Below are 22,857 nucleotides of genomic sequence, written 5' to 3'. Positions count from 1 at the left end.
AAATGTCATCAACAAAAACCAATTTCTACTTTAGACTATTATTGTTACTATGTATTATTTGGGGTTGTAAAACAAAAGAAAATCCACCTCAAAAAGATCAATGGACTGTTACAGCGTCTTCTTCACAAGAAGAAAGGTTTAAGCCATCTAATGCAATCGATGAAGACAAATCTTCACGCTGGGGATCTAATTGGAGTGATGAACAATGGTTAGAAATAAATACACACGAGAATTTTATTTTTACAGGATTACAAATTATTTGGGAATCTGCGTATGCAAAATCTTTTGAAATTTTAACCTCTGTTGATGGAGATAAATGGGAAAAAGGATATGCTACAGAACAAGGTGAAGGTGGCATACAAGATATTTTTACAACTCCCAGAAAAGCAAAGTATATTAAAATAAATCTGCATACAAGAGCAACTGGTTGGGGTTTTTCTATTCTTGATATCAGTTTGAAAGGAACATCAGAAGTACCTATAATAATAGAAAATGATGTAGTTGTTAAGGACGCTATTAATTTGTTAGATGGCAATAGTAATACTGAATGGAGTTCGAGTTCTGAAAATGAATCTGAATTAGTTTTAAACTTTTTAAAACCAATAGAAATTGGTGGAATTCGTTTAGATTGGGCTGCTAATTATGCTCAAGATTTAGACTATTTTACTTCTTTAGATGGTAAAGATTGGGCAAAAACATCAGAAATAAAAGAAGGATTAGGAAGTTTTGAGATATTAAAACATCAAAAAAAGAAATTACAATACGTAAAATTAGTTTTAAAGAATCCTATCACAAAAAACATAGGTTTTACTATTAAAGATATTACACTTTACGGACCTAATAAGCAACTTTCTAATTTAGTAAAGTATGAAATTTTAGCTCAAAAAATGCCTTTGGGTTTATACCCAACTCAACTTAAAAACAGGCAAGTTTACTGGACGCTTTTAGGTGTACCTAATGACACAGAAGAATCTCTTTTTGATGAATATGGAAATATAGAACCTTATGCTGGAGCTCCAACATTAATGCCTGTTTTAAAAATAAATGGCAAATTGTTAACAGCTTTAGATGCTATAAAAATAGAAAACGATTTGGCTGAAGGTTATCTGCCTTTACCTTCTGTAAAATGGATTTTTAAAGATTTTGATGTATCGATAAACGGTTTGTCTTATGGAAAAACTCAAAAATCGGTAAGCGAAGTTTCTTACAGTTTAGAAAATAAAACTTCAAAAAAATTAGATGCTACATTATTTTTTGTGATACATCCTGTTCAAATTAATCCGAAATGGCAACATGGTGGTTTGTCTCTAATTCATAAATTAAAAATAGACAATACTCATCAACCTAAAATATATGTAAATGATAAAGCTTTGTATATTCTTAATAAAAAGGGAGTAAAAGTAGGAGCTACAACATTAAATGAAGGTACAATTATTCAACAATTATATAAAAATAGATTTCCTTCTAATTCTTCTTCTGAAAGTGAAGATGGTCTTGCTTCTGGAGCTATTGAATATCAACTTTCTGTTGCCCCAAATAAAAATCAAGAAATTAGAGTTGGTGTGCCTTTACACGAAAATATCACGGATGTAAACTTCAATAAAAGTTTTAAAGAATTAAAGGATGAACAAATTCAATTATGGAAAAACAAAATTGATAAAGTTGGATTTTCACTTGGAAATGTTGAAGTAGAAAACACCGTAAAATCTCAAATTGGTTATATTTTATTGAATCAAGATGGAATTGTAATTCAACCTGGTTCAAGAAACTACAATAGAACTTGGATTAGAGATGGCGCTATGACGTGTTCTGCTTTAATGAGAATGGGCTTGTTAAGTGAAGCTAAAGATTATATGGAATGGTATGCAGAAAGAGTAAGAGAAAATGGACAAGTACCACCAATTTTATCTAACAAAGGAGAAAATTTTACAGGTTATGGAGCTGATATAGAATATGATGCGCAAGGTGAGTTTATCTATGGAATGATGGAGTATTATCGATTTACAAAAGACAAAAAATTTCTTAAAAAGCATTTTAAAACCATCAAAAAAGCGATGGATTATATGATAACATTAAGAAATGTTACTTTAGAAGATGGTTATATGAGTAAAGAAAATAACAGCGAGCGTTTTCGCGGAATAATTCCAGCATCTATTAGCCATGAAGGTTATGATATTCCAAGACATTCTTATTGGGATGATTTTTGGGCATTAAGAGGCTGGTTAGATGGCGAATATGCTTCTAATGAACTTCATGAAGTTGATATTGCAAATTGGGCAAATGAAAATCATAAAATATTTGCTTCGAGTTTAAAAAAATCGATAGAATTAACTGTTGACCATTTTAAGATAGACTATTTACCTTCTTCTGCAGATTTAGGAGACCCAGACCCAACATCAATTGCTATTGCTTTATTTCCTTGTGAATCTACTTCTATACTTCCAGAAAAATTATTAAAAAACACATTTACATCTTATATAACATCTGTAAAAGACAGAGTTTCTAACGGAAAAACCTATAGTTACACTCCTTATGAAAATAGAAATATTTTGGCATTGGCTAAATTAGGAATGAGAAAAGAAGCACAAGAATTACACGAAATGATGTTTAATGATAAAAGACCTTTAAAATGGAATCATTGGGGAGAAGTAGTACACAGTAGACCTCGTTTAGGCAGTTATATTGGCGATATGCCACATACTTGGGTTGGTTCTGGTTATGTAAATTCAGTTAGAGGTTTAATAATTTTAGAAAACGATGCCGAGAAAAGAATAGAATTATTGAATGGAGCACCTTTAGATTGGTTAAAAAATGGTGGTATTTCTTTAACAGATTTTCCTACACATTTTGGGGATGCAACTATTAAGATGAAGTATCAAGATAAAAAATTATCAGTATTAATTAATGGAAAATTTGAAGATCTAAAAGAAATAAAATTGTTTTGGCCAACTGACAGTATGCCTAAAAACGTACTTATAGATGGTGTTAAAGTTGAAAAATACACTAATGACAGTATTCTATTAAAAGCCAATACTAAAAAAATTGTAGCTTTTTGGTAGTGTAAAATTATTGCTTTAGTAATGTATTGAAGTAAGATCGTAACTTTTAAAAAATAACTAAACTTAAATATTAAAATTATGAAAACATCATTCTACAGTAAAGTTTTAATTATCGTTATACTACAATTTTTATTATCAAATCAAAATTCACAATCACAAATTACAACTGACCAATTATTAGAAAACACATATACGCTATACGAATCTATGAGGTTATCAAATGGAATGTATAGAGATGCAAAAATCATAAAAACTGGCTGGTCTGATTACCATCCAATTTCTGCTGCAAATGTAGGGACTGGACTTATTGCATTGTGTATTGCAGACAAAGCAGGTTATATTACAGATGCAGAAACAAAAGTTATAGAAACATTAAAAACAATTTTAGGATATACCACAGGTTTTACTCCAGATAGAAACAATAAAGGTTATTATAGGCATTTTTTAGATATAAGTTCAGGTGCACAAGCTTGGAATTCTGAATATAGCACAATTGACACTGCATTATTAACAACAGGTACTTTATTTGCAAAGAAGTATTTTAGTAATAATACACAAATTGCTGCTTATGCTGATGAACTTTTTTTATCTGTAGATTGGGTTTCTGCTATAGACAATCCTACAACTGGTTCTATTTGGTTAGAGCAAAATGCATTAGGAAATGGGCAAGGTTCTTCTGCTAAACCATTTAATGAATATATGATTGTAGCCTATTTAGCAAAAAAATCAGAAGGAAACACTCCAGGAAATGGAACAACTGCTTGGAATGTTTGGACTCAATTAAATAATTTTGCATATGCTAATTATTGGGGATACCAAATATTATCAGATTACAACTCAACAAATAGTTTTCGTTCAAATTTCGTAATTCAGTTTCCTTTTTATTTAGTTCCTTGGGCACATAACAGTACTTTATACAAAACCTACATGTCTAATACTTTGGCAGCAGATAAACTATATTATACAAACATTCAAAGTTCTTACCCTACAGGTCACATTAGCAGTTATGAATGGGGATTAGGCGCTGGAAGTTCTCCTACAACAATTGGTAATACATTTTATACAACTATTGGTTATCATGCAGATGACATAAATAATCACCCAGCAAGAGTAGTTTCTCCTCATATTATTGCAGGCTTTTTACCAACAGATGCAACTGTGAAAAATGATTTAATTCAAATGCTATCTGGCACAAGAGGTTTATACAATTTACCAACAGGTGAAACTCTTTTATGGAGATATAGTTTGGACGAAACAACTTGGAAACCTAACGAAATTCAAGGAGTAGATTATTCATCTATGTTATTTGGTTTGGCTGCCAACAAATTTGGAAGCACATTTTTCTCTACCTATAACAATTATGATTTTCCAGCAGCTACTAATACAGCCAATAAGGTAAATGTTCTAAATACTGAAACTAAAATAGGAATCAGTAATTTTAATTTATATCCTAATCCAGTATCTGCAAACTTAACTTTGGTACTACCTAAAAATAGATCAAACACGTCTGTGAAAGTTTATAATTATTTAGGAAAATTAGTTATTGAAAAAGATTTAAATAACTCTAATAAAATAGAAGTAAAAAACTTACCAAAAGGAGTTTACCTTTTAAAACTTAAAGTTGATGATAAAATTTACATCAAAAAGTTTGTAAAGAAATAATTATAATTATCTAAAAGGGTGAACATTTTGTTCATCCTTTATTCTGTTGAATATTTAAAAAAATATTTTATTCCCAAGATAAATATACACAAGTAGAATTAAACTACGTAAATATGCTTTTAGCTTGTTTTGGAAATGATGGTCCCTAAAACGATTACAAACTTGTGATAAAAAAAGAAATTTAAACTTAACTTATTCGTTAAATAATCTACCAATAAAGATTGAAGAATTGATCAAGTATAAAACATCTATTTAAAATTAAAGCTCAAGTTTTGAATAGTTGGAATTTTTATAGAAGTTTTAAATCCAAAGCTTTTAAGTGATAATATTTTTAGAATATTGAAAGTAAGTTTGAAAAATTATAATTGATTTGTTTTTATTTGCCAAAATCAACTAAAAGAAGTTAAAATCTTACACCTATACTCCACCTCAACTGCCTTAAACCCTTTGTTTAAAATAAAAATTACATATTGTATCGGGAAATAGCTAAATAAAAACCCAGAACTTGTATAATTCTGAGTTTTTATAATTTATTTATTAATAGAAATTTGTTGTTTTTAATCAACAAATTCATACTTAAATTCCCAGCCTTTTTTTGTGTTTTTTTTGTCTGTAATAAACCAAACTAACACTTTATTAGAATTAGAACTTACTACAGGTGGTAAATTGTTGCCACTAAATTTAGCAAATATATTCTCTTGCACTAAAGACTCTCCATCTGCAATGTAAACAAAATCTACATTTGGTTCTGTATCCATTTTATTAAATAAAAATTTAATCCTTTTATTTTTTGGAGCAGTAATAACCCATCTACAAGAAGTATTATTTACATAATTATTTTCTAGACTTCCATTATTTACAACCTCTCCATTTTTTGATAAGTTTGTTATTTCCTTACAATATAGCTTTGTAGAGTCTATAGACTTACTGTAAAAAGACATTTTAAATATATCTTTCTTTTTAAATTTTGCCTTTGTTTTTACAGTAAAACTATTAGCTGGTATATAAAGTTTCTTAGGTATGTTTTCTAAATTAAAATTTCTCCATAATGTATCTTTTAAATAAATCGAAAAGTAGTTATTTTTCTTCTTTTTTACTTCTTTTGAACTTAAAGATAAATTGAAACCACTAAAAACTCCTTCTGGTTTTATAGTATAAATACTATCTGAGTTTCTTTTATTATACAAAATAGCTCCTCTGTTTTTATTACTACTAAAAAATTTGTTTGGCTCATTTAAAGATAAAATTGCCTTTTCAACATCAATAATTCCACTTCCTAATAGCCCTAAATATTTATTTTTCTCTGTACTATTTGAGTTTGAAGAATTGTTAATAATTGCTTCTACTTCTTCTTTATTTAAAGATGGATTCTTACTTTTCAACAAAGCAATAACACCTGCTACAAGGCCTGCAGAAGCGGAAGTTCCATTATCATGTATATAAGCATTTTTCTGAACAGGGTATGCACCTTTTACATATTCTGATGGTGCAGATATTGATATTTTATCACCAAAATTAGAAAATTTTCCCTTCTCTAAATCTACACCAACTCCAGCAACAGCAATTACTTCTTTAAAGTTTGCTGGATATAAAACTTTGCGCTCATTAAAATTACCCGCGGAAGAAACTATAATAATACCTTTCGCTTTCGCTTGTTTCATAAGAGTTTTTTGTTTTTCTGTAGGAAAACCACCACTCCATGATAGACAAATAATATCTGCACCATTATCTATTGCATATTTTACACCATCATAACCCTTTTTTAAATATGTATTATTTGCATTGTCTTCTAAAACTTTTATGGGCATTATTTTAATATAATCTTTGGCTAAAGCACCATAATGAATTGATGCTATTCTTGTTATTAAACTAGCTACATAAGTTCCATGATAATAATTAGCCTCTTTACCTTCAGGAATATTTACATTACTGTCATCATCTGCAATGTCCCAACCAATAAAATCATCTATATAACCATTACCATCATCATCTATAAAATTATTTTCTACTTCTGAAGTATTTTTATACAAGAAAGAAGCAATAGATTTATGAGATAACATAAAACCATCATCTATTACAGCAATTGTAATTTGGGTTAGATCTTTTCCTTTTGTTTTGTTTTCAGGAATATTTAAAATATCAAAAGCCCATAAATCTGACTTATGGGAATTTTGAGAATATATTAAATTAGAACCTATTATTGTTATAAAACAAAAATATAATTTTAATATTTTTTTATTCAAAAACAATTGCATGGCTATGGCTTGGTAAAGTAGTTGAATTTAACGTAACAGACTCTACACCTCCTTTTTGACCTAATCTTAAACTTGTTAATCCAGGTCCATTTCCAGGCTGTAAAGGAGTTCTACCTCTTAAATCTGGCAGTGCCATAGTTGTTCTTCCATCTCCACCATAAATTGTTCCAATTATAGAATACAAGGCTGTGTTGCTACTTATTGGTAAAAGTTGCCCTTCACAAAACGCCCATCCTCTAGGTACGAAGTTTCCCGCAAACATTATAATTTCTGCTATAAAAGGTGAAGCAGAACTTCTAGAGGGAAAAGTTCCTTGCAATGCAATAATATAGTTGACACCTAAATATGGGGTTCTTATATTTATTGGAAGGTTACCACCAGTATTTTGAGCTCGTGCTGAGAATGTTTTGGCTACCCAATTTGTACCATCATAAGTAATTAAATTTCCAGCAACTGCTGTTGGAAAACTTGCAGTTCCATCTGCACCTGTATCTCCTTTTTCTCCAGTATCACCTTTTTCTCCAACATCACCTTTTAATCCTGTAGCTCCAGTTTCTCCTTTATCACCTTTTTCTCCAACATCACCTTTTAATCCTGTAGCTCCAGTTTCTCCTTTATCGCCTTTTTCTCCAACATCACCTTTTAATCCTGTAGCTCCAGTTTCTCCTTTATCACCTTTTTCTCCAACATCACCTTTTAATCCTGTAGCTCCAGTTTCTCCTTTATCACCTTTTTCTCCAACATCACCTTTTAATCCTGTAGCTCCAGTTTCTCCTTTATCACCTTTTTCTCCAACATCACCTTTTAATCCTGTAGCTCCAGTTTCTCCTTTATCACCTTTTTCTCCAACATCACCTTTTAATCCTGTAGCTCCAGTTTCCCCCTTATCACCTTTTTCTCCAACATCACCTTTTAATCCTGTAGCTCCAGTTTCGCCTTTATCGCCTTTTTCTCCAACATCACCTTTTAATCCTGTAGCTCCAGTTTCTCCTTTATCACCTTTTTCTCCAACATCACCTTTTAATCCTGTAGCTCCAGTTTCTCCTTTATCACCTTTTTCTCCAACATCACCTTTTAATCCTGTAGCTCCAGTTTCTCCTTTATCGCCTTTTTCTCCAACATCACCTTTTAATCCTGTAGCTCCAGTTTCTCCTTTATCACCTTTTTCTCCAACATCACCTTTTAATCCTGTAGCTCCAGTTTCTCCTTTATCACCTTTTTCTCCAACATCACCTTTTAATCCTGTAGCTCCAGTTTCTCCTTTATCACCTTTTTCTCCAACATCACCTTTTAATCCTGCAGCTCCAGTTTCTCCTTTATCACCTTTTTCTCCAACATCACCTTTTAATCCTGTAGCTCCAGTTTCTCCTTTATCGCCTTTTTCTCCAACATCACCTTTTAATCCTGTAGCTCCAGTTTCTCCTTTATCACCTTTTTCTCCAACATCACCTTTTAATCCTGTAGCTCCAGTTTCTCCTTTATCGCCTTTTTCTCCAACATCACCTTTTAATCCTGTAGCTCCAGTTTCTCCTTTATCGCCTTTTTCTCCAACATCACCTTTTGGACCAGGAGTAGAACTTCCTGAATTTTTTGCATATAAAGCATAAGGCACACTTGCTAACTCACTTGTACCAGAAATAGTGTAAGAAGTTCCGCCATCTAAATCTATTTCTGTTTTTATAAATGTTTTTTTTTCTCCCCAATTAATTGTAGAAAAATCACCAGAAACGATAGATCCCATTCCAATTTCTAAATTAACTAAACCATTTATATTTGTTGCAACAGTGTGTAATTCTTGATATGCAATAATTCCGTTAGCAGAATCTTCTAAAATACTTACTTGTATTCCTATGGTTTTTTCTTTTACAAGTTCATTATTAGCATTTCTAACAACAGCTTGATAATTTATTTTTTGAGGTGATTGTGCAGTTAAATTCAAACTTAAAGTTAACAGCAGTAGTGTAAATACTTTTCTCATAATATTATTTTTTAATAATTTTAAAAATCTTTATAGGTTTGTTATTTTTTATTATTTTTAAGAAGTATATTGTGTTTGGTAGTTTTTTTACATTAATAATAGTTTGTTCGGCTAATATTTTATTTGCGATTTGTTTTTTTCCAAGAATATCATATATAACAAAAGTTAAATCTTTAGTTATATAATTTTTAATTGAAAGATTTAAATTATTAACTATGGGATTAGGATAAACAGCCATTTTTAAATTGATATCTGTATTTAGTAAACCTAATGTTGTGTATATTTCGTAAGCATTTTGTACGCCAAAAGAAATACTTCCTTTTGTAGAAGAATACTGATTGTTAAATATCTGACCAACACTATAAGTGAAAGAGCCATTGTTTGTTTTTACATTTCCACTAGAAGTGTTTATTGAATTTTGACAAAAAACAAGTAATGTATTTGTCAATAAAAAAAAGAAGATTAATGTAGTTTTTTTATTCATAAACTTTTGTTTTTAAATGAATTATAAAATAATTAATTTAAAACAAATTTAAGTTTTATTTTATATAAAAAAACAGGTATTTATACCTGAAATTTCAATAAAATCACCTTAAATTTATAAACGAAATGAAAATTAAAGATTTAGTTGGCACATTTTCCATTATTGGAAGTAATCAAAATGAGGAGGAAAAATCTTATAAAGGAACTCTTAATTTATCTCTAGATAACAATAATAGAATTGTTGCTAAATGGTTGATAAACAAAAATCAACAACAATTTGGAACTGGCTTTTTTAAGGATAATATTTTAGTTATTAACTTTAATTATCAAGGAGATGAAAACACCATCTATAAAGGTGTAGTGGTTTACAGATGTATTTCTAGAGATATTTTAGATGGTTTTTGGTCAGAAAAATATGGAAACCCGCTTTTTCTAGGTGAAGAAAGGTGTTTTCGAATTAAAGAAGAAACAACACTTTTAAATTAATTATGAATTGTCCTTGTAACCCAGAAAATCTATATAAAGATTGTTGTGAGATAGCCCACAATAATATAAAAAATGTTATTTCTGCAGAACAATTAATGCGTTCTAGGTACAGTGCTTTTGTTTTAGCTGATATAAAATACCTCTCTAAAAGTCATCATAGTTCTACTAGACTTTCTAAACATAAATATAAAGAATTAGAAAAGTGGACAAAATCTGTAGATTGGGTTAAATTAGAATTCTTAAATTCCACTGAAAACACTGTTCGTTTTAATGCTTTTTTTATTGAGAAAGGTAACTTAGAAAGTATTCAAGAAAACTCTTTTTTTTGTAAAGAAAACAATCATTGGGTTTATTTGTATGCCAAATAAACTACCTTTTTATCAGATTTAATAAAATGAATTTTACGCTTATAAATTCATTTACATAAAAAATCTACCAAGTCAATTTTTACATTATTCTCTTCATTTCGACTTTAAAACTAATAAATAACAACTACTGCTGTTAAATTAAAACATATTAAAGGTAAAATAACATACATTTATTAGTTAAATGCTTTGATTTTAATTAAATAAAAAATATATTTGAAAAATATATTTGGTTAACCAGTTTGACAAACCAATTTGGTAAACCAAATTATTATATTAATTTAATTCTTTCTAATATGAAAAAAACTTTACTTTTATTAACATTATTATCCTCTATTATAGGATATTCTCAATTCGATAATATTCCTACAGGCACAGGGTATTATTTAAACACAATGATTCCAAGTCCAAACACAAGCGATTTAACTAATGAGCTATACGAAATAAGAGGTACTGCAAATGCAACTGTACCTGCCAATTTATACCTTATAATGGTAGAGGGAGATGGTGAAAGTGGGAAAACAGACATGGGGAAAGTTAAAGAAGCAATTCTTTTTGATGCTTATGATCCGGGTAATGTAACTTTTGGTTCAAATGGTATTCTATCTTTAGTTGCAAATTATAACGATGTGGACGTAGCAGATACAGATACAACAAATCCTTATGCAACACAATTAGCAGCATCAAATTCAACAGTTTTAACAATTAATTTAATTGGTGAAGCTGGTTTTGATGTAACAAGTAATGATAGTGATGCAGTAGCATCTACAACTCCAAATATTGGGTATGATGGAAACCTTACAGATGGTAGTGCAACATATATGTTAATTTCAGCAACTGAAAATCCAAAAAATTTAGATATTGATTCTGATAATGATGGTATTATTGATGCTACAGGAGACCACACAACTAAATGGGTTTTATATGATTCCGTTTCTTATTTAGATTATGATGATCCTGTTTTAGGGTCAGAAACAGGTGAATATGGTTATGGACAAACTGTTTTTGCAAGATCTTATGACGACAATCCAACAGATTTTAAAATAACTACAAGTGCAGTAATTGTTAATCAGGGTAATTCTAACATATCATATATGATGAGACAAGGCACAAGAACAGATCATGGTTTAAGAGGTTGGGCAGCTGCAGGTAATGCCAGTGGTTCAGTAGCCCCTAACTGGGTGTTTTCTGGGACTCTTTCTAAAGTTGCACCAGATTATTTTAAAGATTTTGTCTTTTCAGACATCTATATTGGAGAGCTAAACCCAGTCGAACCTACAAATGTATGGAATGGTAGTAGCAGTACTAGTTGGAATACTAAAGGCAATTGGAGTACTAATATTGTTCCAGATATATCTACAGACGTCTCAATTCCTTCAGGTACAGCAAGTACACCAAAAATAAATTCAAATAAAGATGCAGTTGGGTATACTGTAACTGTAGATCCAGCATCTGAATTATATATTGAATCTGGAGGTTCTTTAAGAGTTTTTAATTCTTTTACTGGTGAAGTAACTTATAGAGTTGAAGCTAATGATACTAATTGGCATCTATTATCTAGTCCAGTAGTTGGGGCTATGTATGATGGAAGTTGGATTAGTACTAACGATATTGATGATACAACAGGAACAGGTACAAATGTTGCAATTGCTACTTATACAAATGGCGTAGATGCAGATGGAGATTGGATCTATGCAACAGATGCTGCAAATTCTGGTACGTTTGCAACTGGACAAGGATATTCTATTAAAAGAGATGCAATGTCTAACTCTTATATTAAATTTACAGGAGCAATAAAAACAGATAACTTAATGAGTTCAATTACACAAAGTACAAATAATTGGAATTTAAAAGGTAATCCATATTCTTCTTATATTCTTGTTAGCGATTTAATTGCAAGTAATACTACAAGCTTAACTGCTACACATAAAAATGTCTATGTTTGGGATAATAATAAATCTGGTGGAGCTGGATACGATGTGTTGGCAACTACAGATTATATTCATCCAGGACAAGGTTTCTTTGTAAATGCGGCAAATTCTGATGCAGATAATTTTATAATTGACGCTAGTAAATTAAGTTATCAAACTCCTGTTACATTTTATAAATCTTCTAATACTGGCACTACTTCAATTAAATTATATATTACTGACGGAACAAAAACAGAATCTACAGATGTTAATTATTTAGATGATAAAACTAAAGGATTAGATCCAAGTTTTGACGTTGGTACATTTACAGGTAAAGAATCAGCACTTAATGTTTTTACTCAATTAGTTAGTGATAATGAAGGGGTTAATTTTATGAAACAAGCTTTACCAATTTCTGGAATAGAAACCATGGTAATACCAGTTGGAGTTAAAGCTAGTGCAAATAAAGAAATTACTTTTTCTGCAACTGCATTAAATTTACCTAACAATCTTAACGTATTCATAGAGGATAGAGAAAAAAAGATTTTTACTAATTTAAACGATGAAGACTACACTTTTACTTTAGACTCAAGTATAAATGGAGTTGGTAGATTTTTTATTCACACAACAACTGCTACAGTTCTTTCAACAGAAAATATAGCTTTTGAAGGTGTAAATATTTACAAGAGAAATAACGAAAACTTAACAATTACAGGTTTACAACAAGGTGAAGTATCAATCTCTATGTTTAATATATTAGGAAAACAAGTAATGTCCTCTAGTTTTAAATCTGATAGTAATATGGACATTAACCTTCCAAAATTAGCAAAAGGAGTTTATATTGTTCAATTAAATACAGAAAAAGGAAGATTAAACAAAAAAATAATCTTAGAATAACTTACGATAATCTTAAAGAAATAACATTATGAAGAAAAACATAAAAAACACCCAAGAAATTACTCGTAAAGACGCTCTAAAAAAGATTGGTAATTATGGAAAATATGCAGCATTAACTGCATTGGGAACTTATATGATTCTAAATCCACAGAAAGCTCAGGCATCAAGTCCTGAAGCTCCTGGAGCTGGTTTTTAATATAAAAATAAAAGGTTTATTTAAACAAAAAATCCCAGCTCTATATAAGTTGGGATTTTTTTTAAAACTAATTTAAATGTTCTTTTTACTTTTCAAATAAATATTATATACCAAGCCTAATAAAATTAGAAATATTCCGAGTAAAGTCCATAGATTATAGATTTCTCCAAACCAAGTTGCCCCAATTATAATCATAAAAATAACTTCTAAATATTTTAGTGGAGCTATAACATTTGTTTCATGTAACTGAAATGCTTTCGTCATATACAACTGCCCAATATAACCGAAAACACCTAAACTAGATAGCAATAACCATTCAATTATAGTGGGGTTTTTCCAATAATTAATAGACATAATTCCTCCAAAAACAAATGCCATAACCATAAAATAATTAATAATTACAAGTGGATGTTCTTTATCTCCAATTTTTCTAATTACTACAAAGATTAAACCTAAAAAAATTGCGGAGGTAATTACTAATAAAAGTCCAATTGTATTTACATCAATTCCAAATCCTTTTATAATTAAAACTCCTACAAACGCTAAAAGAAATAGCAACCATTGTATGGGTTTAATGGTTTCTTTTAAGAAAATTAAAGAGAAAATAGCTGCAAATATTGGAGATGTATATCTTAAAGAAACAGCTGTACCTACTGCCAAATAATTTAACGATTCAAAAAAACAAGTTAAAGAAATAACTCCAATAAGACCTCTTATAAATAATAACTTTTTATGTGTTCCAAGAATTGGAATTTTATATTTTAAAATCAACGGAATTGTAAAAGCCAAAGTTCCAACAGATCTAAAAAACACAATTTGATATACATTAAAAGAGGTTAAATACTTAACAACTGCATTCATTAAAGAAAATGCAATTACACTATAAATCATGTAAAATATTGCTTTATTGTATTTCATCTTATGTTATTTTAAACGTACAAAATTGGTTTATAAAAAAGTAAAGAACCCTTCAATATTAATTGAAGGGTTTAAATATTTTGAAGATAAAGATAGTTCTTATCTTAAAGACTTAATAATATCTAAAGCTCCTTTTGTTCTACTTTCTATTGTAGCGTAATCGAAACTACCATCAGCATTTTTAGCCATTAATTTAGATCCCATTCCAACACAAGTTACACCAGCGTTAAACCAACCTTCTAAATTTTCTCTTGTTGGAGAAACACCACCAGTTGGCATAATACTCGTCCAAGGTTGTGGGCCTTTAATTCCTTTTACAAATTGAGGACCATAAATATCACCAGGAAATAATTTTACTATTTCGCAACCTAATTCTTCTGCTCTAGCAATTTCAGTTAAAGTTCCACAACCAGGAGACCATAAAACTTTTTTACGATTACATGCAATTGCAATGTCTTCTCTTAAAACTGGAGTTACAATAAAATTTGCTCCTAAAGCCATATATAATGAAGCTGCTGCTGCATCTGTTACAGAACCTACTCCCATTACCATTCCTGGTAATTCTTTAATTGCATATTTTGTTAATTCTCCAAAAACTTGGTGTGCAAAATCTCCTCTTGCAGTAAACTCCATTAAACGAGCTCCACCATCGTAACAAGCTTTTAAAACTTTTTTACTTACTTCTATATCGTTATGAAAAAACAAAGGAACCATTCCTGTATCTTTCATAACTTGTGCAACTTCTAATCTTGAAAATTGTGCCATAATTTATGTTTTAAATTAATAAAATTGAGCCTTCAATAAAATACCAAAAGCTCAATTAAATTCAAATAATTATACTATTCTATTTTTAACGAGCAACTCTTCCAGATGCATCTCCTCCCATTAACTTTTCTACTTCTGCAACTGTTACCAAGTTTGCATCACCTTTAATTGTGTGTTTTAAACAAGATGCTGCAACTGCAAAGTCTAATGCATTTTGGTCGTCTTCTGGGTATTTTAATAATCCGTAGATTAAACCTCCCATGAAAGAATCTCCTCCACCTACTCTATCTACGATATCTGTAATTTGGTATTGACGTGTTTGTAACATTGTTTTACCATCATATAAAACTCCTGCCCAAGTATTATGAGAAGCAGATATAGAACCTCTTAAAGTTGTAATTACTTTTTTAGCTCTCGGAAATTTTTCTGTCATTTGCTTACAAACAGATAAAAAAGCTTCTGCTTTTACATCGTGTCCTGCAGTTTGTACTGCTGCTCCATCTGGCTTAATTCCGAAATGCATTTCTGCATCTTCTTCATTTCCTAAAACGATATCACAGTAAGAAGTTAATTCTGTCATTATAGATTCTCTATGAGCATCGTCACAGAAATTCCAAAGTTTTGCTCTATAGTTTAAATCTGTAGAAATCGTAATTCCTTTTGCACTAGCAGCTTTAACAGCTTCTAAACATACATCTGCAGCTCCTTGCGAGATTGCAGGTGTAATTCCAGTCCAATGAAACCATTCACAACCATCAAAAACTACATCCCAATCTATCATACCAGATTCTATTTCTGCAATTGCAGAATGCGCTCTATCATAAACTACTTTAGAACCTCTAGAAACTGCTCCTGTTTCTAAAAAATAAATTCCTAAACGATCTCCTCCATATACAATTTTATCAACACCAACACCTCTTTTACGCATTTCCATCATTGCACAAGCACCAATATCATTTTTTGGTAAACGTGTTACGAAATCTACATCTACTCCATAGTTTGCTAAAGAAACTGCTACATTAGATTCTCCACCACCATAAATAGCATCAAAATTATTTGCTTGTGAAAATCTTAAAAATCCTTGAGGAGCCAATCTTAACATGATCTCTCCAAATGTTACTACTTTTGCCATTTTAATTCTTATTTTAATATAATATTTTATTTTGGTTAAACGTTTAAGCAGATTGTCAAAATAAAATCAAAATCCATATTTTAGTATTAATTTTGATTATAAACTTAAGCGCACTATATTTGCTTAAACGATTAAGCAAATATATAAAAAAATTGACTATTAAAAAGAAAACTACCATAAAAGATATTGCAAATGTTTTAAATATTTCTGCAGCAGCAGTTTCTAAAGCGTTACACAATGATTCTAGGATAAGTGAAAAAACAAAAAAAGCAGTTAGACAAGTTGCTAAAAACTTAAATTATCAACCAAATTATTTAGCTAGTGCTTTAAGAAGTGGAAAATCTAAATTGGTTGGTGTTATTGTTCCAAGGACTAATAGTAATTTTTTTTCATCGGTAATTCAAAATATTGAAGAAGTCTTAAATAAAGAAGGTTATAATATTATTATTACGCAATCGAACGAATCATATAAAAAAGAATGTGATAATATAAATGCCTTATTATTTACACAGGTTGATGGAATTATTGCGTCTATGGCAAATGAAACTGTAGATTTAAGTTCTTATGAAAAAGTAAAATCGAAAGGAATTCCATTGATTTTATTTGACAGAGGTGAAAACGATTTAAATGTAGATTATATTGGTATAGACGATTATAATAGTAGTCACCTAATAGTTAAGCATTTATTTGAAAAAGGTTGTAAAAGAATTGCACATATAGGAGGTTATAAACGTACAAGAATTTATAATAATAGAATTCGTGGTTATGTAGATGCACTAAAAAAGTATAATTTACCTTTGGATGCTGAACTTCTTACAGAAAGTGGTTTAACGATTGAAGATGGAAGAGAAAAAATGCTTCAATTATTAAAATTGAAGAAAAAACCAGATGCAATATACGTAGCAGGAGATTATGCTGCTTTGGGTGCATTACAAGTTTTAAAAGAACAAAACATTTCTATTCCAAATGAAATTGCTTTAGTTGGTTTTGGTAACGAACCTTTTACAGATATGGTTTCTCCAACAATTACAAGTGTAAACCAACATAGTGAAGAAATTGGAAAACAAGCAGCAAAAACCTTTTTAAAATATGTTGATAATGAAACAATCGAACAAAGCTTGAATAAAATTATTCTTAATGCTGAGTTAATTGTTAGAGATTCTTCCAATAAAAAATAAAACCTCCCTAAATAAATTTAGAGAGGTTTAATCAATTCAAAAAAAAATCTTGTTAGATTCCTAATGCTTGTCCACCACCAACTTGGATAGTTTCTGCTGTTAAGAAAGCAGAATCTTTACCAGCTAAGAAAGATACAACACCTGCTACATCTTCTGGGTTTCCTAATCTACCTAACATAATATTATTTGCCCAAGAAGCAAAAACTTCTGGTTTAGTAGCTTTAATTTGTGCATGAAAAGGAGTGTCAATTGTTCCTGGAGAAACTGCGTTTACTCTAATTCCATATTCTGCTAAATCTTTTGCTAAAGCTCTTGTAATTGCATGGACTCCTGCTTTAGATGTACCATAGATTCCTGCTCCTGGTCCACCTGCATTCCATCCTGCATTAGATGTATAATTAATTATTGAAGCATAATCACTTTTCTTTAAGAAAGGAATTGCTGCTCTTGAAGCATAAAAAGTAGAATCTAGATTTAAAGCCATTACAAACTTATAAAATTCAGTTGTCATTTCTTCAAAACGAGATCTTCCTCCTAAACCACCTGCATTATTTACAAGCACATCTATTTTACCATATTTTTCTCCAATTGTATTGATATTTGAAGTTACTGCATTTTCGTCTGTAACATCAAATCCATAGTATTCTGCAGAAATACCTGCCGCAGTTAATTCTTTAATTCTTTCTGCTCCAGCTTCATCATCTATACCATTAAGAATAACTGTAAAACCGTCATTTCCTAATCTTCTAGCTACTTCAAAACCTATTCCTCCAGTAGCTCCTGTTATTACTGCTACTCTACCTTCTGATTTACTCATATTTATTTATTTAATTCTTTTAATTTATTTTTTTTTAATTTAATTTCTTGCTTTCAATGGTGCTATTTTTGGACATAAAAACCAAACAGCAAATAAAGCTATTAAAGCTAAAACTCCTCCAATTATGAATGCAGGCGTATAATTTCCACCTGTTGTTATAAATGTTACTAGAATTGTAAGCCCTGCTGCACCAAGTTTAGCTGCCATTCCTGCAAACCCAGATAGTGTTCCAACAATCTTTCCACTAAAAAGATCACTTGGTAATGTCTGTATATTTCCAATTGCTATTTGAAATCCAAAAAGTAAAACTGCCATAATAATTACTGCATTCGTTGCAGATCCTGGTGCTTTTAATAAGAAGAAGCAAGGAATCATAATTAAACAACCTAGGGTAATCGTCATTTTTCTTGTCTTATCTACAGACCAACCAGCTGAAAGTCTATTTTTGGCAAGTAACCCTCCAAATATAGCTCCAACCATTGCTCCAACATAAGGTACCCATGCTGAAAATGCGATTTCTTTAACATCCATTCCAAAAACTTCTGACAAATAGATTGGAATCCAAACAATAAATAGCCACCAAATAGGATCAATTGCAGCTGACGCAATTATTACTCCCCAACTCTCTTTATGCTTTAATAATTCACCTGTATTTGGTGCATATCCTTCATCATAATTTCCATCTTTATCTATATCTTGATTTTTTTGACCAGATAAGATATAATTTCTTTCATCGTCTGATAACCAAGGATGAGACTTTGGATCACCTTTTACAATAAATAACCAAGGTACTAACCATAAGAGTCCAAGAATACCTACAACAATAAATATTGATTTCCAATCTAGATAAACAGATAACAATCCAATTATTGGATATGCTACTATACCACCTACTGCTGCACCAGAATTAAAAATTCCTTGAGCCAGCGCCCTTTCTTTTGTTGGAAACCATTCAGCATTTGCTTTAGCAGCTCCAGGCCAATTTCCTGCTTCTGCAATTCCTAATAAAGATCTAAAAATTGAAAAACTTAATAATCCTTGGGCAAATGCATGCAACATTGTTGCAATAGACCATACACCAATTGAGATAGCGAAACCAATTCTGGTTCCTATCCAATCGAAAATTTTTCCAAACAGCGCTTGTCCTCCTGCATAAGAAAGTATAAATACTGTTGATATTGTACCATATATTGCTTTATGTCCATCCTTATCCATTTCTGGAAATAGATCTTTAGCAATATCTGGCCATAAAGCACCAAAAGCTTGTCTATCTATATAGTTTACAACTGCAGCTAAAGCCACAAGACCTACAACCCACCATCTTAAGCCTTTTATCTTCATTTTTGATTTGTTTTAATTAAAATATTGGTTAACCAATTTGGTTTACCAAATATATGTTTTTTTAGTAGAATATCCAACCGTCTTTAATTAAAAAGTGGATAATATTAAAAAATATAAAAAGTATGCTTAATAAATTATTTTAAATTGTAGCAGTATTGATATAACACTTTAAAGTGATCTTTCATTTTTTGCTTTGCCAACTTAGGATCTCCTTTTTCAATAGCTTTGTAAATTTCTAAGTGTTCTTTAATACCTTCTTGTGCTAGACCTTTGTCGCAAACATGGTATTTTTCAAAATTGGTTATAATTTCGGGTATAATAATTAACATAAAATTATTCAAACTACTATTACCACTTGCCTTCGCAATTGATAAATGAAAAAGTAAATCTTCTTGGACTGCATCCTCTCCATTAATAACTTTTTCTTCGTAAGCATCTAAGGCATTTTTCATGTCACTTAAATCTTCTTCTGTTCTTCTTAAAGCCGCTAATCTTGCTGTTTTAAGTTCCAATAAGATTCTTGTTTCTACCAAAGATTTAAAATCAGGATCGTCTAATCTTAAAATATCGTCTATCATTCCATTCATGGCAATTACACCAATATTGGCAACGAAAGTACCACTTTGTGGAATGGATTTTAAAAGACCGTAAAATTCTAATTTTTGTATTGCTTCTCTTACGTTACTTCTTGATACTTCAAATTTTTCTGATAACATTCTTTCTGAAGGTAATTTATCTCCAGGTTCTAAGTTTTTAAAATTTATTAAATCTTTTATTTTAGATATAATATCTTTTTGAACGTTAAAATTTTCTGATTTGGTGAGTATCTCTAATTTCATAATTTAGGATTGATAATTAATTGCTAATATAACACAATTGTACATTATACAAAGATAGAAGTAAACACACATTATAAGTTATAATAATGTGTGTTTACTAGTTTTATTATAATGCTTCTATAAGTACAGAATCAATTCTTAACTCTTCATCTCCATTATTATATGGGTATCCTTTGTTATCTGCATCTGTTCCATCTCCACCAATACCTCTCATAAATAGTGCAACACTTGTATTTGCACCTGAATTGAATGTATATTGAGTCGTTAGATATCCAGAATCATTTGGATTTTCAATTACTTTAGCTAAAAGATTATTTCCAGCATCTTCAACTTGTGGAATTGTTGTGTAACCAAAACCATCTTGAGGATAATCTGCACCAGTAGCATAATAAGCTGGTGAATAACCACTCACATAACCAGAACCTGCTAAGACTCTTAAGTCTAACATACTAGGAAAAGAACCTCCAGATTTTAAGTCTTTAAATTGTGTAACAATTGTTATAGTATAGTCTGCGTTTGCTTGTACTTCGAATTCTTGATAAATTGCATCAGACTCATCATCATCAAATTTAAGAACATTGTTAGAACCACCATTTCCAGAGCTAGATTCTCCTTGGTCTCCTAAACTTTTATTTATCCAACCTGAACATGCACAGTCTGAACCTGAAGATTTTGCTTGTTTATCGAAATCTGGATTTACTAAAACTGGGTCCGTAACTGCAGGTGCAGCTGGTTCTACAACAGTAATTTCTTCTGTAAAAGTACTTTCTACACCAAGATTGTCTTTAGCTGTTAAAGAAACTGTATATGTTCCTTCTCCTGGAAAAGTATTGGAAGGTTCTAATTCTGTAGATGTTTTACCACCTTCGAATGTCCAAACGTAGCTTGTAGCGCTTACAGATTGATTTGAAAAGCTGTAAGTTTTCCAAATATCTCCTAAACCTTCACCTTGTTTAAAAGTGAATTTTGCTTGTGGAGGAGTTGCATCTGCTATAGAGCCTTCTTCCGGCAGTTCATATTTTTCTAAAATCTCACAAGATTGAAAGGTAAAGAAAGCTATGATTGCGAATAAATACGCTGATTTATATTTTAAAGTCATAATTATTATATTTTTTGTTTCTTAAATTCTAGTTATACCCAGGGTTCTGAGATAATTTACCATTACTCAATCCTATTTCTACTTGAGGAATTGGTAATAAAAGGTCTGTTGAGGAAAAACTTCCTCCAGTAGCTGCAGAAAAAGTAGATAATACATTTTGTGCTTCTCCTAAACGAATTAAATCGAATAATCTATGATTTTCAAAAGCTAATTCTACTCTTCTTTCATCTAATAATTCTTGTTTAGTAATTGTAGTTACAGGTGTCGTTAAACCAGCTCTATCTCTTACTGCTTGGAAAGAATTAATTGCTGCTCCAACAGAAGTATCTTGTCCTCCTGCCATAATAGCCTCTGCATGCATTAATAAAATGTCTGCATATCTTAAAACAACCCAATCGTTACCAGCTAATCTTGGATCGAAACCTGTAAAAGTTTTACCATCTGCACCTCCATCTGATCCATTTGGTAAAAATTTAGCAACTTGATTTTGTGTCGTTTGTAAAAAGTCGTTTCTATAAGAAACAGCTGTTCTGTTTCCTCCTAATAAATCTAACGCTTCTTTAGCGTCGTTAGTTACATAATTTACTCCCACAGTTCTTCCAACTCCGTTTAAAAATTCGGCAGAAAAATTTTGACTATCTTGCGTTATACCAGATATAAATCCTATTGAAAAAATAACTTCTTTGTTATCTTCATTGTAAAAAACGTCTTCAAAATTAGGTTCTAATATAAAACCACTCTTCATTACATCTTCTAATAAAACTTGTGCTTCTACATAATTTGTATTTTGTGTTAAATATACTTTCGCCAATAAACCTTGAGCTGCTGCCTTCGACGCTCTATTTTTAGATCCGTTAGATAAATTTTGAATTGCAAATTTAAAATCAGCAATAATAAATTCATAAACTTGGGCTGCTGGAACTCTTGTAAACTGAGTGTCTTTATCCTCTATAGTTATAACTTTATCTATTAAAGGTAAATCTCCATATAATCTTACTAGATTAAAATAGGTGTAAGCTCTTAAAAATCTTGCTTCTGCTTCGTACTTAGCTTTATTAGCTGCAGAGACTACATCTAAATTTTCTAACACTTTATTTGCTCTGAAAACAGCATTATAAGCACTTCTGTAATGATCTGCTACCAAACCATTTGTTGGCTGTACTGTAAAGAAATCGAATTGAGACGCTTCTCCTTCTCCACTTTTTGTTCTTGTATTATCGCTTCTCATTTCTGTAACATAAAATTCCATTTGAATTCCATGGTTAGTATCTGAACGTGTATCATTTACTCCCTGAATTGCATCATAGATTCCTATAATTCCAGATAAAACTTGTTCTTCAGTTTTATAAAAATCTACACCACTAATTGCAGCATCTGGTGTTGGCGAAGGCTCTAAAAAATCCTCACTACAAGACACGATACTAAACACTAATGTTAGTATTGCTAAAAACTTAATTTTGTTTATAATATTTTTCAT

At 30.5% G+C, this 22,857-nt stretch carries 18 protein-coding genes; 7 read left to right on the top strand and 11 right to left on the bottom strand.

What is annotated here, in order from left to right; translation table 11 throughout:
• Window positions 1-2: 2 nt before the first annotated feature.
• Both H9I45_RS00695 and H9I45_RS00690 read left to right on the top strand, forming a co-directional pair.
• Entirely contained in the window at window positions 3-3,059 is a 3,057-nt protein-coding gene (locus H9I45_RS00695; protein WP_088355092.1) for a discoidin domain-containing protein, read from the top strand.
• Between the two features lie 78 nt (window positions 3,060-3,137).
• A complete protein-coding gene (locus H9I45_RS00690; protein ID WP_088355093.1) occupies window positions 3,138-4,721 on the top strand; it encodes a T9SS type A sorting domain-containing protein in 1,584 nt (527 codons plus the stop codon).
• Window positions 4,722-5,278: 557 nt separating this feature from the next.
• Here the strand turns inward: H9I45_RS00690 and H9I45_RS00685 are convergent.
• The 3 genes from H9I45_RS00685 to H9I45_RS00675 are packed head-to-tail and all read right to left on the bottom strand — an operon-like array spanning window position 5,279 to window position 9,438.
• A complete protein-coding gene (locus H9I45_RS00685; protein WP_176397598.1) occupies window positions 5,279-6,964 on the bottom strand; it encodes a S8 family serine peptidase in 1,686 nt (561 codons plus the stop codon).
• Window positions 6,957-8,954 carry a tail fiber protein gene (locus tag H9I45_RS16460; RefSeq protein ID WP_191141237.1) on the bottom strand — a complete coding sequence of 666 codons (1,998 nt, stop codon included), beginning with the start codon at window positions 8,952-8,954 and terminating at the stop codon, window positions 6,957-6,959. The genes H9I45_RS00685 and H9I45_RS16460 overlap by 8 nt, the downstream gene beginning before the upstream one ends.
• A gap of 4 nt (window positions 8,955-8,958) precedes the next feature.
• Window positions 8,959-9,438, bottom strand: coding sequence for a T9SS type A sorting domain-containing protein (locus H9I45_RS00675; RefSeq protein WP_088355219.1), 480 nt, complete (start codon window positions 9,436-9,438; stop codon window positions 8,959-8,961).
• A gap of 125 nt (window positions 9,439-9,563) precedes the next feature.
• On the opposite strand from H9I45_RS00675, the gene H9I45_RS00670 reads away from it, so the two are divergent.
• The 4 genes from H9I45_RS00670 (at window position 9,564) to H9I45_RS00655 (ending at window position 13,291) form a co-directional block, all read left to right on the top strand.
• Complete coding sequence (locus H9I45_RS00670) at window positions 9,564-9,923, top strand: hypothetical protein (RefSeq protein WP_088355220.1); 360 nt, start codon at window positions 9,564-9,566, stop codon at window positions 9,921-9,923.
• A 2-nt stretch (window positions 9,924-9,925) separates the two neighbouring features.
• Entirely contained in the window at window positions 9,926-10,291 is a 366-nt protein-coding gene (locus H9I45_RS00665; RefSeq protein WP_088355221.1) for a YchJ family protein, read from the top strand.
• Between the two features lie 293 nt (window positions 10,292-10,584).
• Window positions 10,585-13,095 carry a DUF8693 domain-containing protein gene (locus H9I45_RS00660; protein ID WP_140422781.1) on the top strand — a complete coding sequence of 837 codons (2,511 nt, stop codon included), beginning with the start codon at window positions 10,585-10,587 and terminating at the stop codon, window positions 13,093-13,095.
• Window positions 13,096-13,123: 28 nt separating this feature from the next.
• Window positions 13,124-13,291 carry a hypothetical protein gene (locus tag H9I45_RS00655; RefSeq protein ID WP_176397603.1) on the top strand — a complete coding sequence of 56 codons (168 nt, stop codon included), beginning with the start codon at window positions 13,124-13,126 and terminating at the stop codon, window positions 13,289-13,291.
• 72 nt (window positions 13,292-13,363) lie between these two features.
• On the opposite strand, the gene H9I45_RS00650 is transcribed toward H9I45_RS00655, so the two are convergent.
• The 3 genes from H9I45_RS00650 to H9I45_RS00640 all read right to left on the bottom strand — a co-directional run bounded on the left by H9I45_RS00650 (window position 13,364) and on the right by H9I45_RS00640 (window position 16,106).
• Window positions 13,364-14,209 (bottom strand): DMT family transporter, encoded by an 846-nt coding sequence (locus H9I45_RS00650; RefSeq protein WP_228454996.1) that lies wholly within the window; start codon window positions 14,207-14,209, stop codon window positions 13,364-13,366.
• Window positions 14,210-14,308: 99 nt separating this feature from the next.
• Window positions 14,309-14,974 carry a bifunctional 4-hydroxy-2-oxoglutarate aldolase/2-dehydro-3-deoxy-phosphogluconate aldolase gene (locus H9I45_RS00645; protein ID WP_088355223.1) on the bottom strand — a complete coding sequence of 222 codons (666 nt, stop codon included), beginning with the start codon at window positions 14,972-14,974 and terminating at the stop codon, window positions 14,309-14,311.
• An 85-nt stretch (window positions 14,975-15,059) separates the two neighbouring features.
• Window positions 15,060-16,106, bottom strand: a complete 1,047-nt coding sequence (locus H9I45_RS00640; RefSeq protein ID WP_088355224.1) for a sugar kinase — start codon at window positions 16,104-16,106, stop codon at window positions 15,060-15,062.
• Between the two features lie 152 nt (window positions 16,107-16,258).
• Here H9I45_RS00640 and H9I45_RS00635 point away from each other — a divergent pair, with 152 nt between their 5' ends.
• Window positions 16,259-17,284 carry a LacI family DNA-binding transcriptional regulator gene (locus tag H9I45_RS00635; protein WP_088355225.1) on the top strand — a complete coding sequence of 342 codons (1,026 nt, stop codon included), beginning with the start codon at window positions 16,259-16,261 and terminating at the stop codon, window positions 17,282-17,284.
• 52 nt (window positions 17,285-17,336) lie between these two features.
• Here the strand turns inward: H9I45_RS00635 and H9I45_RS00630 are convergent, their stop codons facing one another.
• The 5 genes from H9I45_RS00630 to H9I45_RS00610 form a co-directional block, all read right to left on the bottom strand.
• Window positions 17,337-18,101 (bottom strand): SDR family NAD(P)-dependent oxidoreductase, encoded by a 765-nt coding sequence (locus H9I45_RS00630; protein WP_088355226.1) that lies wholly within the window; start codon window positions 18,099-18,101, stop codon window positions 17,337-17,339.
• Between the two features lie 39 nt (window positions 18,102-18,140).
• A complete protein-coding gene (locus H9I45_RS00625; RefSeq protein ID WP_088355227.1) occupies window positions 18,141-19,442 on the bottom strand; it encodes an MFS transporter in 1,302 nt (433 codons plus the stop codon).
• Between the two features lie 134 nt (window positions 19,443-19,576).
• Window positions 19,577-20,281 carry a FadR/GntR family transcriptional regulator gene (locus H9I45_RS00620; protein ID WP_088355228.1) on the bottom strand — a complete coding sequence of 235 codons (705 nt, stop codon included), beginning with the start codon at window positions 20,279-20,281 and terminating at the stop codon, window positions 19,577-19,579.
• 106 nt (window positions 20,282-20,387) lie between these two features.
• On the bottom strand, window positions 20,388-21,380 hold the full coding sequence (locus H9I45_RS00615; RefSeq protein WP_088355229.1) for a PKD domain-containing protein: 993 nt from the start codon (window positions 21,378-21,380) through the stop codon (window positions 20,388-20,390).
• A gap of 28 nt (window positions 21,381-21,408) precedes the next feature.
• A complete protein-coding gene (locus H9I45_RS00610; protein ID WP_088355230.1) occupies window positions 21,409-22,857 on the bottom strand; it encodes a RagB/SusD family nutrient uptake outer membrane protein in 1,449 nt (482 codons plus the stop codon).

Origin of the sequence: Polaribacter haliotis (assembly GCF_014784055.1) — a bacterium.
Taxonomy (GTDB): Bacteria; Bacteroidota; Bacteroidia; order Flavobacteriales; family Flavobacteriaceae; genus Polaribacter; species Polaribacter haliotis.
This window is presented reverse-complemented; position numbering and strand designations above follow the sequence as displayed.

What these genes read in the sequence shown, in the direction of transcription:
- H9I45_RS00695 (WP_088355092.1), top strand. Translation starts at nt 3, where the DNA reads ATGTCATCAACAAAAACCAATTTCTACTTTAGACTATTATTGTTACTA.
- H9I45_RS00690 (WP_088355093.1), top strand. Translation starts at nt 3,138, where the DNA reads ATGAAAACATCATTCTACAGTAAAGTTTTAATTATCGTTATACTACAA.
- H9I45_RS16460 (WP_191141237.1), bottom strand. Translation starts at nt 8,954, where the DNA reads ATGAGAAAAGTATTTACACTACTGCTGTTAACTTTAAGTTTGAATTTA.
- H9I45_RS00675 (WP_088355219.1), bottom strand. Translation starts at nt 9,438, where the DNA reads ATGAATAAAAAAACTACATTAATCTTCTTTTTTTTATTGACAAATACA.
- H9I45_RS00670 (WP_088355220.1), top strand. Translation starts at nt 9,564, where the DNA reads ATGAAAATTAAAGATTTAGTTGGCACATTTTCCATTATTGGAAGTAAT.
- H9I45_RS00665 (WP_088355221.1), top strand. Translation starts at nt 9,926, where the DNA reads ATGAATTGTCCTTGTAACCCAGAAAATCTATATAAAGATTGTTGTGAG.
- H9I45_RS00660 (WP_140422781.1), top strand. Translation starts at nt 10,585, where the DNA reads ATGAAAAAAACTTTACTTTTATTAACATTATTATCCTCTATTATAGGA.
- H9I45_RS00655 (WP_176397603.1), top strand. Translation starts at nt 13,124, where the DNA reads ATGAAGAAAAACATAAAAAACACCCAAGAAATTACTCGTAAAGACGCT.
- H9I45_RS00650 (WP_228454996.1), bottom strand. Translation starts at nt 14,209, where the DNA reads ATGAAATACAATAAAGCAATATTTTACATGATTTATAGTGTAATTGCA.
- H9I45_RS00645 (WP_088355223.1), bottom strand. Translation starts at nt 14,974, where the DNA reads ATGGCACAATTTTCAAGATTAGAAGTTGCACAAGTTATGAAAGATACA.
- H9I45_RS00640 (WP_088355224.1), bottom strand. Translation starts at nt 16,106, where the DNA reads ATGGCAAAAGTAGTAACATTTGGAGAGATCATGTTAAGATTGGCTCCT.
- H9I45_RS00630 (WP_088355226.1), bottom strand. Translation starts at nt 18,101, where the DNA reads ATGAGTAAATCAGAAGGTAGAGTAGCAGTAATAACAGGAGCTACTGGA.
- H9I45_RS00625 (WP_088355227.1), bottom strand. Translation starts at nt 19,442, where the DNA reads ATGAAGATAAAAGGCTTAAGATGGTGGGTTGTAGGTCTTGTGGCTTTA.
- H9I45_RS00620 (WP_088355228.1), bottom strand. Translation starts at nt 20,281, where the DNA reads ATGAAATTAGAGATACTCACCAAATCAGAAAATTTTAACGTTCAAAAA.
- H9I45_RS00615 (WP_088355229.1), bottom strand. Translation starts at nt 21,380, where the DNA reads ATGACTTTAAAATATAAATCAGCGTATTTATTCGCAATCATAGCTTTC.
- H9I45_RS00610 (WP_088355230.1), bottom strand. Translation starts at nt 22,857, where the DNA reads ATGAAAAATATTATAAACAAAATTAAGTTTTTAGCAATACTAACATTA.